Genomic DNA, 14,304 nt, shown 5'->3' with positions numbered 1-14,304 from the left:
TCCCGTGCGGGCTAACGCGGTCGAAGTCAGCGCGGAGGCCGCCTGGTTCCTCGCCGAGACGCTCGGCGCCGGTTCGTATCCCTGGGTGCTGGCGATCACCCCGCCCTACACCGATCATGCGCACCGCGCAGAGTTCGAGGCCGGGCAGGTAGAGCGCCTCACCCGGCTGGGCGTGCTCGGCCCCGACGGCGCCGTAGACGCCTCGGTGGCCCGGTGGATCCGGTCGGTGTGCCGGCCGGCGCAATGGTTGGAGCTGCGGTTCGTCGGCCGGGACGGGTCGTTGCTGCGGGGACTGGTGGCCCGCAACGGCACCGCAACCGTGGTCGCCCTGCGCAGCGCCGAGATGGTGACGTTGACCGAAATGGATCTCGACCATCCGCAGGCTCTGGTGCCGGTGCTCACCGTGGGTCTGTCGGGCCGCGCGCCGGCCCGCTTCGACGAGTTCGCGATGCCGGCCGACACCGGCGCCCGCGCCGACGAACAGATCCGCAACGGTGCCTCGATTCGCGACATGCTCGACTTCCTAGGTATCCCGTCGAACGCGCGCCCTGTGGTGGTGGCCGCGTTCGACGAACCACGCACGTATGTCGAGATCGTGGCCGGCCAGCACCGTGACGGGCACCGGGTCAGCACCGACGTCGGGGTCAGCGTCGTGGACACGACCGGCGGCCGGGTCCTGGTGAGCCCGACCAAAGCCCCAGACGGCGAATGGATCTCGACGTTCGCCCCCGGAACCCCGCCGGCGATCGCCTCGGCCGTCGAGCGCCTGTGCGCAGCGCTGCCCGACGGCCCATGGTTTCCCGACCACGCAGTGACCAGAGCCTTCGACGAACACACCGCCGAGAGAAGACGGCAGAAAGAAGAACCATGTCAGAGCACGCTGTAGCCACCCACAACGCGGTGATGCCGATCGTGCGCGTCGCCGTGCTCACCGCCGCGGTGGGTGACGAGGACGCGGGCCGGTTGACCGAGATCGCGCTGCCCGCCGAACTGCCGCTGCGCGAGATCATCCCGGCGATCCAGCGCATCGTCGCACCGGCCGACACCGCGTCGGACGCTGCCACGTTGGTGAGCCTCGCGCCCATCGGTGGTGCCCCGTTCAGCCTGGACGCGACGTTGGCCACCGTCGGCGTCGTCGACGGTGATCTGCTGGCGCTGCAACCCGTCCCGGTCGGTCCACCGGCGCCGCGGATCGTCGAGGACATCGCCGATGCCGCGATGATCTTCTCTCGAGCGCGTGAGAAGCCCTGGGGTGTGACCCAGATTCGCCGCGGTGCCACCGTCGCGGTGCTCGGCCTGATCGTGGCGGCCACCGCGCTGTCGGTGGCCACCCGCGTGATCACCGGCGAAACACTGGGGCTGGTGGTGGTCTCGGCCACGGCGGTGCTCAGCGTGTTGGGCGCGCTGCTGGCGCGGCCCGCGTCGGCGCGGCTGGCCACAGCGCTGGCCGTGACCGCGCTGCTGCCCGTGGCCGGGGCGTTCGCACTGGCGGTGCCGGGAGACTTCGGCGCGGCCCACATCGTGCTGTCGGCCGCTGGTGTCGCCGCGTGGTCGATCATCAGCATCATCGTCGGTGAGCGCGCCATCGCCTTGTTCACGGCGACCGCGACGACTGCCCTCGGTGTGCTGCTGGCCGCCGGTGCGGCGGCCGTGTGGACGGTGACGCCGTTGACCCTGGGCTGCGGCCTCGTCCTCCTCGCTCTGCTCGTCACCGTTGCCGCTGCCCAACTTTCGGCGATGTGCGCGCGCCTGCCGGTGCCGGCCATCCCCGCCCCTGGCGATCCCGCGCCGTCGGCTCAGCCGCTGCGCGTGCTCGAAGAACTGCCCCGTCGCGTGCAGGCCACCGACTCCCATCAGACCGGCTTCATCGCGGCCGGTGTCCTGTTGGGGGTGACCGGATCGGTCGCCCTGTTGTGGCCCGCGTTCGGGGACGACGGCGGGCCCTCGGTCTGGTCCTGGTATCTCGTGGTGGCTGTCGCGCTGGGCGCCGCTCTGCGGGCCCGGGTGTGGGATTCCGCGACGTGCAAGGCGTGGCTGCTCGCGCACCCGGCATTGGTCACGATCGTGGTGTCGGTCTGTTTCGCCGTGACCGGGAATCACCTTGCGGCGTGGGGTGCGCTGGCCGTGCTCGGCCTACTGACCGCCGCGTGGGTCGTGGTGGCGCTGAATCCGCGCATCGGCGAGGCGGAGAGTTATTCGCTGCCGATGCGCCGGATGCTGGGCTTCCTGGCCTCGGCGCTGGACGCGTCGATCATTCCGGTGATGGCCTATGTCGTGGGCATCTTCGCGTGGGTTCTCAATGGTTTCTGACCGAGCCTGCGGGACAGCGCTTCGGCGCGGCGGTGCGGTCTCCGCGGTAGCCCTGCTGGCCTGGGCGCTGACCGCCTTGCCCGCCGGTGCCATCACTCCGCCGCAGGTCGACCCCGCGGTGGAGCCGCCGAGCGGGAGTGCCGGCCCGGTGGCGCCGATGAGCCAGCGCAGCCCGTGCGTCACCAGCGGGGTGGTCGCCGGCACCGACCCGGCAGCCGCCCCGAATCTTTCAGCCCTGAAGCTGTCTGAAGCCTGGCGGCACGGCCGGGGTGAAGGACAACTCGTCGCGGTGATCGACACCGGGGTGACGCCGAGCCCACGGCTGCCCAACGTCGAGCCGGGCGGCGACTACGTAGAAGCCGGTGACGGCCTGACCGACTGCGACGGCCACGGCACGCTGGTCGCGGGCCTGATCGCCGGGCAGCCCGGCGCCGACGCGTTCTCCGGCGTCGCACCGGCAGCCCGCATTCTCGCCATCCGCCAGACCTCACAACACTATTCACCACGCAGCGTCGGCGAGGATCCGGAACTGGCGCGCGCCGCCGTCGAGGTGACTGCGCTGGCCAGCGCGGTGGTCCGCGCGGCTGACGCCGGTGCGCGCGTCATCACGATCCCGACCGCCATCTGCGTGCCGGCCCACCGAACCGTCGACCAGGCGGCCCTGGGCGCAGCACTGCGCTACGCCGCGGTGGAGCGCGATGCCGTCGTCGTCGCCGCCGCCGGTGACGCGGGCACCGGCACGGCAACCGGTGCGACGTGTCAGTCCAACCCGCTGACCGACCCTGCGCGGCCGTCGGACCCCCGCAACTGGGACGGCGCGACGACGCTGTCGATCCCGTCGCTCTGGCAGCCCTACGTGTTGTCGGTCGGTGCGCTCTCGACCACCGGCGGCCCGACGTCATCGACGATGGCCGGTCCGTGGGTGGGCATCGCCGCGCCGGGCGAGCGCATCACCTCGGTCTCCAACGACGGGTCCGGAAACCTGGCCAACGGGCTGCCCGACAACGATGGAGGTTTCCGTGCTGTCGGCGGCACCAGCTACGCAGCGGCCTACGTCGCCGGGGTTGCGGCACTGGTGCGCAGCCGCTTTCCCGAGCTGACCGCCGCCGAGGTCACCGGACGGCTCACCGGCACCGCCACCGGCGCCGCGCGCACGCCGTCGAATCAGGTCGGCATGGGCGGAGTCGACCCGGTAGCAGCCCTGACCTGGACTGTGCCCGCCCGGGCCGAGGTGGACCGCGCCGCGGTGCGACCGGTCGCCGCCCCGCCGGCCCCGCCGGAGCAGGACCCGATGCCCCGCATTGTCGCCTTCGCCGGTGTCGGCGTGCTGGCGCTGCTGGTGCTCACCGCCGTGGTGGTGCGCACCCGACGGAAGGACCCGACGTCATGATCGTCCGAATCACGGTGGCGCTGCTGTTCGTCATCCCTGCTGCCATGGCCTATCCGTGGGAGACCCCCGCGTCGCGCTGGTTGCTCGGGGCGGCGGTCGCCGTGCTGCTGGTGCTGTTCACCTGGTGGCGGGGAATGTTCCTGACCACCATGGTCGCCCGCCGCGCCGCCATGTGGCGCCGGCGGGGACGCGTCGACGGCAGCCACCGCGGCAGCGAGTTCGCCACCGTGGCCCTGCGTGTCGAACCGCGCGAATCCTCCGAGGTGCCGCTCGGCATCCTCGCCGGCTACGTCGACCGGTACGGTGTCGTGTTCGACAAGGTGCGTATCACCAGCCGGGATGTGGCCGGCGAGCGGACGACGTGGGTGAGCCTGACCCTCGGCGCCGCCGACAACCTCGCAGCGCTGACGGCGCGGTCGCCGCGGATCCCGTTGCGCGACACCGTCACGCTGGCCGGCCGGCGACTGGCCGATCAGCTGCGGGAACAGGGCTGGGAGGTGCAGGCCGATCCCGACGCCGCGGTGGTGCTCCCCGAGCGGATCAAGGAGTCGTGGCGTGGTGTGAGCGACTCCCGCGGCTACGTCGCGGCCTACCGCGTCGCCGCCGATGCCGATCTCGCCGCCACACTGGAGGCGATACGGGGACTGGACGCGACCGAGGTGTGGAGCGCGATCGAGATCACCGGCAGCAGAACAGCTCCCGCGCTCGCCGCGGCGTGCGCGGTGCGCACCGAGCAGAAGCCCGGCGCGGGAATGCCGCTGCCCGGTCTGACCGCGGAACGCGGGGGTCACGGACCCGCACTGGCTGCCCTGGGCCCGAAGTCGGACACGCGGCTGTCCTCGATACCCGCCCGGACCACAGACGTGTCGAGCCTGACGTGGCCCACCGGCACCGCGCTCAGTCGAACATGAACGGCGCCAGGAACCGCGTCATCCGGCGCAGATAGTCCGGCTGGCTGACGTGCAGCACATGGTTGCCCGGAAACCAGTGGAACGCGCAGCGATCCCAGTGTTTCCAGAGCAACTCGGCCTGCTCGGGAGGAGCCAGCCGGTCACCGAGGCCCGCGATGATCAGGCGACGCTCCTTGGCCGGTAGCGGGGCGTAATTCAGCGGCGAGGAGTACATCGTCGCCGCGTCGGACAGCGCCGTGTCGGTTCCGGCGATCCGCTCGCGCAGTGCCACCAGCTTGTTGGCCGGGAACCACTCGTCGACGGTGCGGTCCGGCGTCACCACCGGGACGTTCGGGATGACGGCATCGATCCGGTCGTCGACGCTGGCGATCAGCGCCGAGGTGTATCCACCCAGCGACATGCCGGTCAGCGCAAGGCGATCCACCCCGGTGAACTCGAGATAGTCCAGCAGCGAACGGAAGTCGTGCACCGCCTGGGCCATCGCCTCGCAGAAGCCGGCGAAACCGTGCGCGAAGTAACCATGCCCGGAGAAGGGGGAATACTTCTCGGCGCGCCGACCGTGGAACGGCAGCGTGTAGAGGATCACGTCGTAGCCGGACCGGTAGAACCACGGCAGCGAGAAGAACAGCCCGTTGAACAGATACGCCGATCCCATGAACCCGTGGATCAGGCACAGAGTCGGCCGCGGCCCGTCGTCGTGGCGCCAGTGCTGGGCATGCACGACGTTGTTGCGCACAAAGCGTGCACACTGATCGCGCAGCGCCGGATTGACCGCGGTGAAGCTGCTCTCGAAGCGCAGGTTGTGCACGTTGCCCTGGGCCACCCACTCCGCGACCGGGTTGGCCGGCCGCGAGAACACCCGCGGCGGCACGGTGGGTGCGGGGAACGCCAGGCCAGGGTCCTTGGCCGCCGCCAGCTCGGCATAGAACTGCAAGTGCTCACGCTCGGCGCGCGCCTCGGAGCGGCGCAACGCGGTGAGCACCGACGGCACCATCGTCACCGACAGCAGCGACGCGATCGAAGTGCGCAACGCCAGGTCGGCCAGGGCCGACGAGTCGACGATGGCGCGCTGTCGCAGCGTCAGATCGACCCGGCGGGGCAGCCCCCGCGGCCCGGCCTCGGCGCCGGGCACATCGGGCACCGGGATGGGTGTCGCCGGTTCGTCGGGAATGTGCTGGGGCACCTCGTCGGGCACCAGGTCGAACTCCACCCCGCGATGCTAACGCGACGAACCGGGCCCGGCGCCGACGTGCCGATATGCTCGGCGGCATGTCACTGTCGGCCGCCGGTCACCTCGGCGGCTAGTTGTGTGGGACCCCGACACCTACCTCGCCTTCGCCGACCAGCGTGCCCGGCCATTCGGCGACCTGTTGTCGCGGGTCGGTGCGCGAGTTCCGCGGCGCGTCGTCGATCTCGGTTGCGGTCCGGGAAATCTCACCCAGATCCTGAGCAGACGGTGGCCCGGCGCGGTCATCGAGGGCTGGGACTCGTCGCCGGAGATGGTGGCCGCCGCCCGCGAACGAGGGGTGCCGGCCCGGGTTGGAGATGTCCGTCGGTGGTCGCCGCAGCCCGATACCGACGTGGTGGTCAGCAACGCGACTCTGCACTGGGTGCCCGAGCACCCCGAACTGCTGGTGCGCTGGGCGGCCGGGCTTCGCAGCGGAAGCTGGCTCGCCGTTCAGGTACCCGGTAACTTCGACGCACCGTCTCATCGCAGCGTCCGGGCGGTGGCCCGCGGGTCGTACTTCTCGAAGCTGTTGCCCGACAATGTCCTTCTGGGCTCCGACGCGGTGCTGCCGGCGGCCGGATACGCCGCGCTGCTGACCGACGCGGGATGCCTGGTCGACGCATGGGAGACCACCTACGTCCACCTGCTCACCGGAGCTGACGCGGCGCTGGACTGGATGACCGGCACCGCGTTAGGGCCGGTGCGGGACCATCTCCACGACGAGGATTGGGCACGGTTCCGTGCTGAATTGACGCCGCTGTTGGACGCGGCCTATCCGCGGCACGCCGACGGGACGACCTTTTTTCCGTTCCGGCGCGTGTTCGTGGTGGCCCGGGTGCGTTGACCGGCCGGGCTGCGCTAGGGGTCGTAGGGGACCCCGACGGCGAGGAACACGAACTCCGGGGGCACGTCGTAGGTCAGCGAGCGGCGCGGCAGCCGCGCCAGCACGTCGGCCGGAATGGGGTGCTTGTAATGCAGCGACAGCTCGCCCTCACACCGCGCATCGATCTGCGAGACATCAGCGGTCAGCGTCAGACCGTCCTCGGCCAGCTCGGCCGTCACGGCGCCGGTCTGCGGTGCGTCCCAGCGCACGTCAATGGTGCGTCCGGCCAGTTTCGGCACCGTCGACAACGTGCCCAGCACCCGCTGGTTGGTCAGTACCAGCGATCCGACGTAGCTGGCGATGCTGCCGCCGGAACGCAGGCCCGGGACTGTGCCGCGGAACCGTCGGGTGACCGCGACGTACTCGGCCATCAGCAGAATGCCTTCGGCTTCGACTTCAGTGCGCAACTGCCGCGGGAGCTTGCCGATCCGGAACAGTTTCCGAAGGAAGACGGCCATCCCAGAACGGTAGCTCAGGTACAGGTGGAGGGGTGAAGACGCATGGGCCGCACGCCGCCCTCGCCGCGACGCTCGCCGTTGCCCTGTACCTGCTGATGTGGGCCGGCTCCGCCGGCGAGTGGTCGTGGCTGGTGGCGTTGGACACCGCGGCTCTGGACGCGATGCACGACATCGGTGCTGCCCACCCGGCCTGGGTGACGGCGTGGGACGTCTTCTGCACGGTGTTCGGGCCCACGGTGTTCCGCGTGGTGACGCTCGTGGTGATCGTCGTCGCGCTGACGCGGCGAAATCTGCCGCTGGCGCTGTTTTTGGTGGTCAGCGTCGAGCTCAACGGGCTGATCACCGAGATCGCCAAGTACCTCGCCGACCGCCCGCGCCCGGACACCGCGATGGTGACGGCGCATTCGACGGCGTTTCCGTCGGGTCACGCGCTGGGCGTGCTGGTGTCGGTGTGCGCGCTGCTGGTGGTCGTGCTGCCGTTGGTGTCCGACCGGCTGGGCCGGTTGTTGGCCGCCGCCGGGATCGTGCTGGTCGTGACCGTCGGTCTGGGCCGGGTGGTGCTCAACGTGCACCACCCGTCCGACGTGATCGCCGGCTGGGCGCTGGGCTACGCGTACTTCCTGCTGTGTCTGCGGCTGGTGCCGCCGCGACGGCGCCTCATGGAAGCGGACGAAACACCGGCAGTACCCGATACTGCGCGCTGAAGCTGGCTTCCTCGATCTCGGTGCCCACCTCGCCGTCGAGCGCGAGGACGGTGGGCCCGTCCACCGCCCGGAACGAGAACTCCGGCACCCGCATCTCGTGATAGAGCGGGCTGCGTTGCAGCCGGCCCAGCGCCACCGCGGTCATGATCCGCAACCGAGCCAGCCGGCGGCCGGTTTCGAGGATGCGGACGTCGATCAGACCGTCGTCCATCCGCGCCCGCCGCGACGGCGCGAAACCCGAGGGCAGGTAGGCGCAGTTGCCCAGGAAGAACAGCGACGTCTGCAGCGTCTTGTTGTCGTAGCAGATCCGCACCGGTTCGCCGCGCCGCAAGGTGGAGAACATCGCGTAGATGCCGGCCAGCGGCTTGCCGATCTTGTGCTCGAGCGTCTCCCGGGTCTGCACGAATCGCGGATAGGCGCCCACGCTGGCGGTGTTGACCACCATCTGCGTCTCGTTGAGGCACACCATGTCCACCTTCGCCACCGAACCCTGCTGGATCGCGGCGATGGTCTTGGCGGTCGAGTCGCAGCCGATGTCCTTGGCGAAGTGGTTGAACGTGCCCGCCGGGAACACCGCCAGCGGCACCCCGGCGTCGAGGGCGATGCCGGCCGCGGCCGCGACCGTCCCGTCGCCGCCTCCGACCGCCAGCACTTCGGCGCGGCCGGCCGCCGTGCGCATCACCTCGGCGACGTCGTCGTCCTCGCCCAGCTCGACGATCTCGGCCTGCGGCAACGCGGTGCGGACCTCGTCGACGACCCGTGCGCCCGTGCCACTGCCCGACGCCGGGTTGATCACCAGCACGACCCCCCGACCCTGCGGCCGCGCCGGGGTGTCCACCCGCAGCGGGTCGGCGGTCGGCAGCTGCGGTTCGGTGATCGGCGGGACCACCCGCGCGCCGAGCACCGCCAATCCGGCGCCGATTCCCAGGCCGGCCAGCACGTCACCGGGATAGTGCGCGCCGGTGGCCACCCGCGAGATCCCGACCAGCCCGGCCAGCAGCGACAGGCCCAGGCCCACCGGGGGGTTCTCCAGGCCGACCCCCACCGCGAAGGCTGCGGCGCTGGCCGAATGCCCCGAGGGCAGCGAATTCGACGTCGGGTGTCGTCGGGTCTGGCGGGCCAGTGGGACCAGCACCCAGTTCGGCCGCTCCCGGCGCCACACCCGCTTGGCGACCTGGTTGGTCAACAGGCTCGTCACCGCCAGCGTCGCCACCCCGCGCGCGGCGCCCCGTTTCGTCGACTCGTTGCCCACCGCGGTCAACGCGGCCGCGATCGCGAACCACAGCTTGGAGTGGTCGGCGGCTTTGGTCAGCCGTGGCATCACCGCGTCGAACAACGGGCTCGGCGATTCCGCGATCGCTTCGAAGACCTCACGGTCCAGCGTGCCGAGGCCCTTGCCGATCTGGCGGATTCCTCGGCGGCGGGGTCGCACAGGCAGTAGGTCCATGCGGTCCAACCTAACGGTCGCCGTCGCGACCCGATCGTGGCCGAATCTTGACCGGGCGTAGCGCGCAGCCCGGACACCATGGACTTCATGCGCCGACTGCTGATCCTGCTGTGCGCAGTCGCGGTCGGCGCGCCCGCGGCGATGGCGGGCGCTCCCGCCGCGGCCGGGGGCTTAACGCCGTGGTTCGCCCGGTCGGTCGGATCGGCGACGCAGGTGCTGTCGGTGACCGGAACCGGCGGGTCCGACGCAAAACTCGACGTGTGGCAGCGCACCGCCGCCGGTTGGCAACCGGTGACCGGCGGCATCGGGGTGCCGGCGAAGATCGGCTCAAAGGGTATGTCGCCGAACCACTTCGACGGGTCGATGATGACCCCGAAGGGCATCTACACACTGGATTTCGCGTTCGGCACGCAGCCGAATCCGGGAGGCGGCCTGCGCTACGTCCAAGTGGGACCCGACCACTGGTGGGACGGCGACATGGCCAGCCCGACCTACAACACCATGCAGGTCTGCAAGAAAGACCAGTGCCGTTTCAACACCTCGTTGAGCGCGGGCACCGAGAACCTCGACATCCCGCAGTACGCGCATGCGGTGGTGATGGGCGTCAACAAGGAACGCATCCCCGGCAAGGGCGGGGCGTTCTTCGTGCACAGCACCGACGGCGGACCGACCGCGGGGTGCGTGGCGATCGACGACGCCACCCTGGTCACGATCATGCGCTGGCTGCGGCCCGGCGCGCTGATCGCGATCACCGAATAACGGCTAGGTGTTGATGGCGCGACCGGGTTTGACCTTGAAATTCAACGCCTCCAACGACATCGACGCGTCGTAGGTGCGGTCGTAGCCGGTCTCGCTGATCTTCCAGCCGGCCTCGGTGCGGCGGTAGCGGTCATGGTAGAAACCCGCGCCGATCAACATGAAGTTGAAGTCGGGCGCGATCACCCGGTCCTGCAGGTACCACGTGGCGGTGGCCTCGTCGCCGTCGACGGTGATCTCGGGATGGTTGACGCGGTGCTCGGTGATGATCTCGGGGCCCAACGAGTTTCGCATGAAGCCGACGAGTTCCTCGCGGGTGCTGAAATGGTGCTCCTCGCCGATCGACTCGCCGTAGCGGCCCACCACGTCGTCGGTGAGGGTGTCGGCGAACTCGTCCCAGTTCTTGGTGTCGAGTGCGCGGAGGTAGCGGTACTTGACCTGCTTGATCTCGTCGATGTCGCCCATGGCGCACGAGTGTCTCATGTGTCGTATGGGTGCTGACGGTTTATGGTGGCGCACGTCATGAGCGATGCGTTGGGAATGTCCGTCGGGACCACCAACCTCGCCGCCGCCGGGGTCGGTCGCGCTCCGGTGATCCGGCGTGCGGTGGTCACCCTGTTCGGCCACGCGCCGCCGCAGGTGGGGACGCCGTCGGCCGATCCGGCGGGGCTGACATTGTCCGGTTTCGTCGAGCGCGTCGGTGACCCGGTGCCGTTGGTCGCCGCGGACGGGTCCAGTTATCCCGCCGAGCAGCTGCTGGTCGAGGCGCTGGAGACGATGGCCGGTCTCGCCGTGCCCACCCAGGCCGCACTGTCGGCCGACATCGCCATTGCGGTGCCGTCGTACTGGCCGGCCACGACGACGGCCGCGCTGCAGAACGCGCTCGGCGCGAGCACCCTGCTGGCTCCCGACGGTGCACCGCCGCGACTGGTTTCCGATGCCGTGGCCGCGTTGACGTCGCTGAACGCCAACCCCGGACTGCACCGCAGCGGCGTCGCCGCCCTGATCGACGCCGGCGGCAGCGGCACCAGCGTCACGCTGGCCGACGCGACGTCGGCGTTCGCGCCCATCGGGGAGCCACTCCGCTTCGGTGATCTGGCCGGGGATCAGATCGACCAGGATCTGCTGGCGTTGGTGTTGGACAAGGCCGGCGCCGGCGACGCGGAGCAGACCGCCGCGGTCGCCTCGCTGGCCCGGTTACGCGACGACTGCCGCGCGGCCAAAGAGCGGCTGTCCACCGAGCCCGTCACCACGGTGGTGGTGGAGCGGGCCGGTCAGCGCTCCGAGGTGGAGGTCACCCGCGCGGAGCTGGAGGCCCTGATCGCGCCTGCCCTCGACGGTCTGTTCGGTGCGCTGGACGCCGCCACGTCGCGCGCCGGAGTCACCCCGGACCAGGTGGCGTCGATCGTGCTGACCGGAGGCGGAGCGGCCATTCCGCTGCTGACCGGTGAGCTGGCCCGGCGATCGCCGGCTGCGGTGACGACGTCGCCACGGCCGGGGCTGGACGGGGCCGTCGGCGCGGCGCTGTTCGCGGCTTACGGCCGCAGCGCCGACGCGGCGACGATGATGGGCCCCGCGGCCGGTGGCAGCACGCAGGCCCTGGCCCCCGCCGCGGGCAGCACCGAGGCGCTGGCCTGGTCGCAGGACGACTCCGCCGCCGACGACGTCGTGCCCTACCAGGGCCCCGCGTCGTACGAAGACCCGTACCTCGACGCCGACACCGACCGGGCGGCCAATCCGTACTACGCCCCGCACCTGCACGAACCGGGGCCGACGGACGCCGACGTCAAACCCTGGCAGCGGCTGCCGCTGGCGCTGATCGGCATCGTCGCGGTGATCGCGCTGGTCGCCGTCGGCGGGGTCGCCGTGGCGTTGACGTCGGTGGACAGCTCCGGTGACGAACCGCCGAGGCCGGGCACCAACCCGTTGAGCCGCGAACTGCCGCCCCAGCAACAGACCGTGACCGTGACCAATGAGCCGCCGCCCCCGGTGGCGCCGTCGTCGGAAGTGCCCGCGCCGCCCCCGCCGACGCAGACGCCGCCGCCCGTCACCACCACGACGGTGCCCACCACCACCACGACCACGACGTCGGCGACCACCACCACGACAACGACAACGACGACGACCACGACGACGACGACCACGACGACGACCACCACGACACCGACGACAACCACCACGGTGCCGACCACCACCACGGTGCGGACCACCACCGCGGCTCCCACCACCAGCAGGGTGCCGACCACCACCGCGGCTCCGACCACCACCAGGGTGCCGCCTGCGATCACGACGACCTACCTGGACGTGCCGTTCCTGCCGGACATCCCGATCCTGGTGCCCGAGAATCCGTGACCTCCCAGGTCTAGGGATTTCCCCGATTCGTCCGGGGGGTCGGTCGGCCTAGTCTTCACAGCGTCGGGTCGATCGGCTGCGGAGGGGACAGCCGATCGAACCGCGCGCACCTGCCCCACAATGGAGTGGTGCCGGTTCAGCGCAACACCAAGGTCTCGATCGTCGGAATGGGCAGTGTCGGAACTGCCATCGCCTATGCCTGTCTGATCCGCGGCACCGCCGGATCGCTGGCGCTCTACGACACCAACGCCGGCAAGGTCCGCGCCGAGGTGCTCGATCTCAACCATGGCAGCCAGTTCGTGCCGCACTGCCGGATCTCCGGGTCCGACGACGTCGCGGTGACCGCACATTCAGCCGTGATCGTGGTGACCGCGGGCGCCAAGCAGAAGCCCGGGCAGAGTCGTCTGGAACTGGCCGCGGCCAACGTCGCGATGGCGCAGACGTTGACCCCCGCACTGCTCGAACAGTCCCCGGATGCGGTCATCATGTTCGTCACCAACCCCGTCGACGTCGTCACGTTCGCCGCCACGCGCTCCGTCGACGCCGCCCCCGGGCATGTCTTCGGCTCGGGAACGGTGTTGGACTCCAGCCGTTTCCGGTACCTCATCGCCCAGCGCGCCGACCTCGCCGTGGGTAACGTGCACGGCGTCATCGTCGGCGAGCACGGCGATTCGGAGATCCCGCTGTGGTCGAGCGTGTCGATCGGGGGAGTGCCCGCGGCACAGTTCCACCGCGACGGCACACCGGTTTTCGACGAACAGTCCCGCGCCCAGATCTCGGCCGAGGTGGTCAACGCCGCCTACGAGATCATCGCGGGCAAAGGCGCCACGAACCTGGCCATCGGGTTGTCGAGTGCGCGGATCATCGAGGCGCTGCTCAACGATCAGCACCGGGTGCTGCCGGTGTCCACCGTCCAGCGCGGGGTGTACGGCATCGACGGTGTCGCCCTGTCGCTGCCCACGGTGGTCTCCGCGCACGGCGCCGGGCGGGTGCTGGAGGTGGCACTCGACGACGCCGAACTGGCGGGGCTGCACTCGTCGGCGGCGACCCTGCGCTCGGTGCAGGAATCGCTCGGGCTCTAGAACTTCAGGTAGCCCCCGTCGATGCGGATGACGTCGCCGGTGTGGTACCGGCTGGCATGGCTCGCCAGATACACGGTGATACCGGCGATGTCGTCGGGGGCGCCCCACCGGCGCGCCGGCACCCGCGGAAGCACCCGCTCCCGGAACCGCTCGTCGGCCAACCCGGCCGAGGTCATGTCGGTGTCGAACCAGCCCGGAGCGACGGTGTTGGCGCGGATGCCGTGGCGGGCGAACTCGACAGCCATGCTGTCGACCAGGGACGTGACCCCGGCCTTGGCCGCGGCGTAGGCGGGTTGGCGGGGCATGCCCTGGAACGCACCCAGACTCGACACAGCCACCAGGCTGCCGCCGCGGCCCGCCTCGATCATCTGCCGGGCGGCTTCGCGCAGCGTGAGGAACACCCCGTCCAGATCGACGCGCGTCACCTCGCGGAACTCGGCCAGGGTGGTCTCGAGCGTCGGGGTGAACACGCCGCGCACCCCGGCGTTGGCGAAACACGAATCCAGCGCGCCGAACTCGCTGCGCACCCGGGCCATCGTCGCCGTCGTGGCGTCTTCGTCGGTGACGTCGCACACCAGCGGCAGCACCGGGCGTCCGTGCGCGCGCAGCTGCTCGGCGGCGATGTCCAGGCGTGCGGCGCTGCGGCCGAGAATCGCCACCGCGGCGCCGGCCCGGGCCAATCCGTCGGCCATGCCCAGGCCTATCCCGGAGCCGCCGCCGGTGACGACGGCGACGTGGTCGGTGAGGTCGAAGGGGCTGCGGGGCGCGGCGGAGTCGGTCACG

Annotated in this window: 14 protein-coding genes; 9 read left to right on the top strand and 5 right to left on the bottom strand. The window is 70.7% G+C overall.

Going from position 1 to position 14,304, the window contains the following annotated elements:
• Positions 1–4: 4 nt before the first annotated feature.
• Genes G6N31_RS19560 through eccE form a run of 4 tightly spaced genes read left to right on the top strand, consistent with a single transcriptional unit; the run spans position 5 to position 4,611 of the window.
• On the top strand, positions 5–886 hold the full coding sequence (locus G6N31_RS19560; RefSeq protein WP_098000539.1) for an ESX secretion-associated protein EspG: 882 nt from the start codon (positions 5–7) through the stop codon (positions 884–886).
• A complete protein-coding gene (gene eccD / locus G6N31_RS19555) occupies positions 868–2,310 on the top strand; it encodes a type VII secretion integral membrane protein EccD (protein WP_098000542.1) in 1,443 nt (480 codons plus the stop codon). Before G6N31_RS19560 ends, eccD begins: the two co-directional genes overlap by 19 nt.
• The gene (gene mycP, locus G6N31_RS19550) at positions 2,300–3,700 is read left to right on the top strand and encodes a type VII secretion-associated serine protease mycosin (protein ID WP_098000544.1); all 1,401 of its coding nucleotides are present in this window, start codon (positions 2,300–2,302) and stop codon (positions 3,698–3,700) included. Before eccD ends, mycP begins: the two co-directional genes overlap by 11 nt.
• Positions 3,697–4,611, top strand: coding sequence for a type VII secretion protein EccE (eccE, locus tag G6N31_RS19545; RefSeq protein WP_098000546.1), 915 nt, complete (start codon positions 3,697–3,699; stop codon positions 4,609–4,611). The genes mycP and eccE overlap by 4 nt, the downstream gene beginning before the upstream one ends.
• On the opposite strand, the gene G6N31_RS19540 is transcribed toward eccE, so the two are convergent.
• On the bottom strand, positions 4,598–5,821 hold the full coding sequence (locus G6N31_RS19540) for an alpha/beta hydrolase family protein (protein ID WP_234815124.1): 1,224 nt from the start codon (positions 5,819–5,821) through the stop codon (positions 4,598–4,600). The genes eccE and G6N31_RS19540 overlap by 14 nt on opposite strands.
• 97 nt (positions 5,822–5,918) lie before the next feature.
• Between G6N31_RS19540 and G6N31_RS19535 the strand changes: the two genes are divergently transcribed.
• Complete coding sequence (locus tag G6N31_RS19535; protein WP_098000548.1) at positions 5,919–6,683, top strand: trans-aconitate 2-methyltransferase; 765 nt, start codon at positions 5,919–5,921, stop codon at positions 6,681–6,683.
• Between the two features lie 14 nt (positions 6,684–6,697).
• Here the strand turns inward: G6N31_RS19535 and G6N31_RS19530 are convergent, their stop codons facing one another.
• Positions 6,698–7,180 carry a hypothetical protein gene (locus G6N31_RS19530; protein ID WP_098000550.1) on the bottom strand — a complete coding sequence of 161 codons (483 nt, stop codon included), beginning with the start codon at positions 7,178–7,180 and terminating at the stop codon, positions 6,698–6,700.
• Positions 7,181–7,275: 95 nt separating this feature from the next.
• On the opposite strand from G6N31_RS19530, the gene G6N31_RS19525 reads away from it, so the two are divergent.
• Positions 7,276–7,884, top strand: a complete 609-nt coding sequence (locus tag G6N31_RS19525) for a phosphatase PAP2 family protein (protein WP_098000655.1) — start codon at positions 7,276–7,278, stop codon at positions 7,882–7,884.
• Here the strand turns inward: G6N31_RS19525 and G6N31_RS19520 are convergent.
• The gene (locus tag G6N31_RS19520; protein WP_098000552.1) at positions 7,838–9,331 is read right to left on the bottom strand and encodes a bifunctional phosphatase PAP2/diacylglycerol kinase family protein; all 1,494 of its coding nucleotides are present in this window, start codon (positions 9,329–9,331) and stop codon (positions 7,838–7,840) included. The two genes, G6N31_RS19525 and G6N31_RS19520, sit on opposite strands and share 47 nt — an antisense overlap.
• 87 nt (positions 9,332–9,418) lie before the next feature.
• On the opposite strand from G6N31_RS19520, the gene G6N31_RS19515 reads away from it, so the two are divergent.
• Positions 9,419–10,090 carry a L,D-transpeptidase family protein gene (locus tag G6N31_RS19515; RefSeq protein ID WP_098000657.1) on the top strand — a complete coding sequence of 224 codons (672 nt, stop codon included), beginning with the start codon at positions 9,419–9,421 and terminating at the stop codon, positions 10,088–10,090.
• A gap of 3 nt (positions 10,091–10,093) precedes the next feature.
• Here G6N31_RS19515 and G6N31_RS19510 read toward each other — a convergent pair whose 3' ends face one another.
• Positions 10,094–10,552 carry a nuclear transport factor 2 family protein gene (locus G6N31_RS19510; RefSeq protein WP_098000554.1) on the bottom strand — a complete coding sequence of 153 codons (459 nt, stop codon included), beginning with the start codon at positions 10,550–10,552 and terminating at the stop codon, positions 10,094–10,096.
• 57 nt (positions 10,553–10,609) lie between these two features.
• Between G6N31_RS19510 and G6N31_RS19505 the strand changes: the two genes are divergently transcribed.
• Together G6N31_RS19505 and G6N31_RS19500 are read left to right on the top strand one after the other, a co-directional pair.
• Positions 10,610–12,439 carry an Hsp70 family protein gene (locus tag G6N31_RS19505; RefSeq protein ID WP_109790819.1) on the top strand — a complete coding sequence of 610 codons (1,830 nt, stop codon included), beginning with the start codon at positions 10,610–10,612 and terminating at the stop codon, positions 12,437–12,439.
• Positions 12,440–12,606: 167 nt separating this feature from the next.
• A complete protein-coding gene (locus G6N31_RS19500; protein ID WP_234815131.1) occupies positions 12,607–13,521 on the top strand; it encodes an L-lactate dehydrogenase in 915 nt (304 codons plus the stop codon).
• Here G6N31_RS19500 and G6N31_RS19495 read toward each other — a convergent pair.
• Positions 13,518–14,303, bottom strand: coding sequence for an SDR family NAD(P)-dependent oxidoreductase (locus G6N31_RS19495; protein ID WP_098000556.1), 786 nt, complete (start codon positions 14,301–14,303; stop codon positions 13,518–13,520). The two genes, G6N31_RS19500 and G6N31_RS19495, sit on opposite strands and share 4 nt — an antisense overlap.
• Position 14,304 lies beyond the last annotated feature (1 nt).

Source organism: Mycolicibacterium duvalii (assembly GCF_010726645.1).
In the GTDB taxonomy this organism is placed as follows: domain Bacteria; phylum Actinomycetota; class Actinomycetes; order Mycobacteriales; family Mycobacteriaceae; genus Mycobacterium; species Mycobacterium duvalii.
This window is presented reverse-complemented; position numbering and strand designations above follow the sequence as displayed.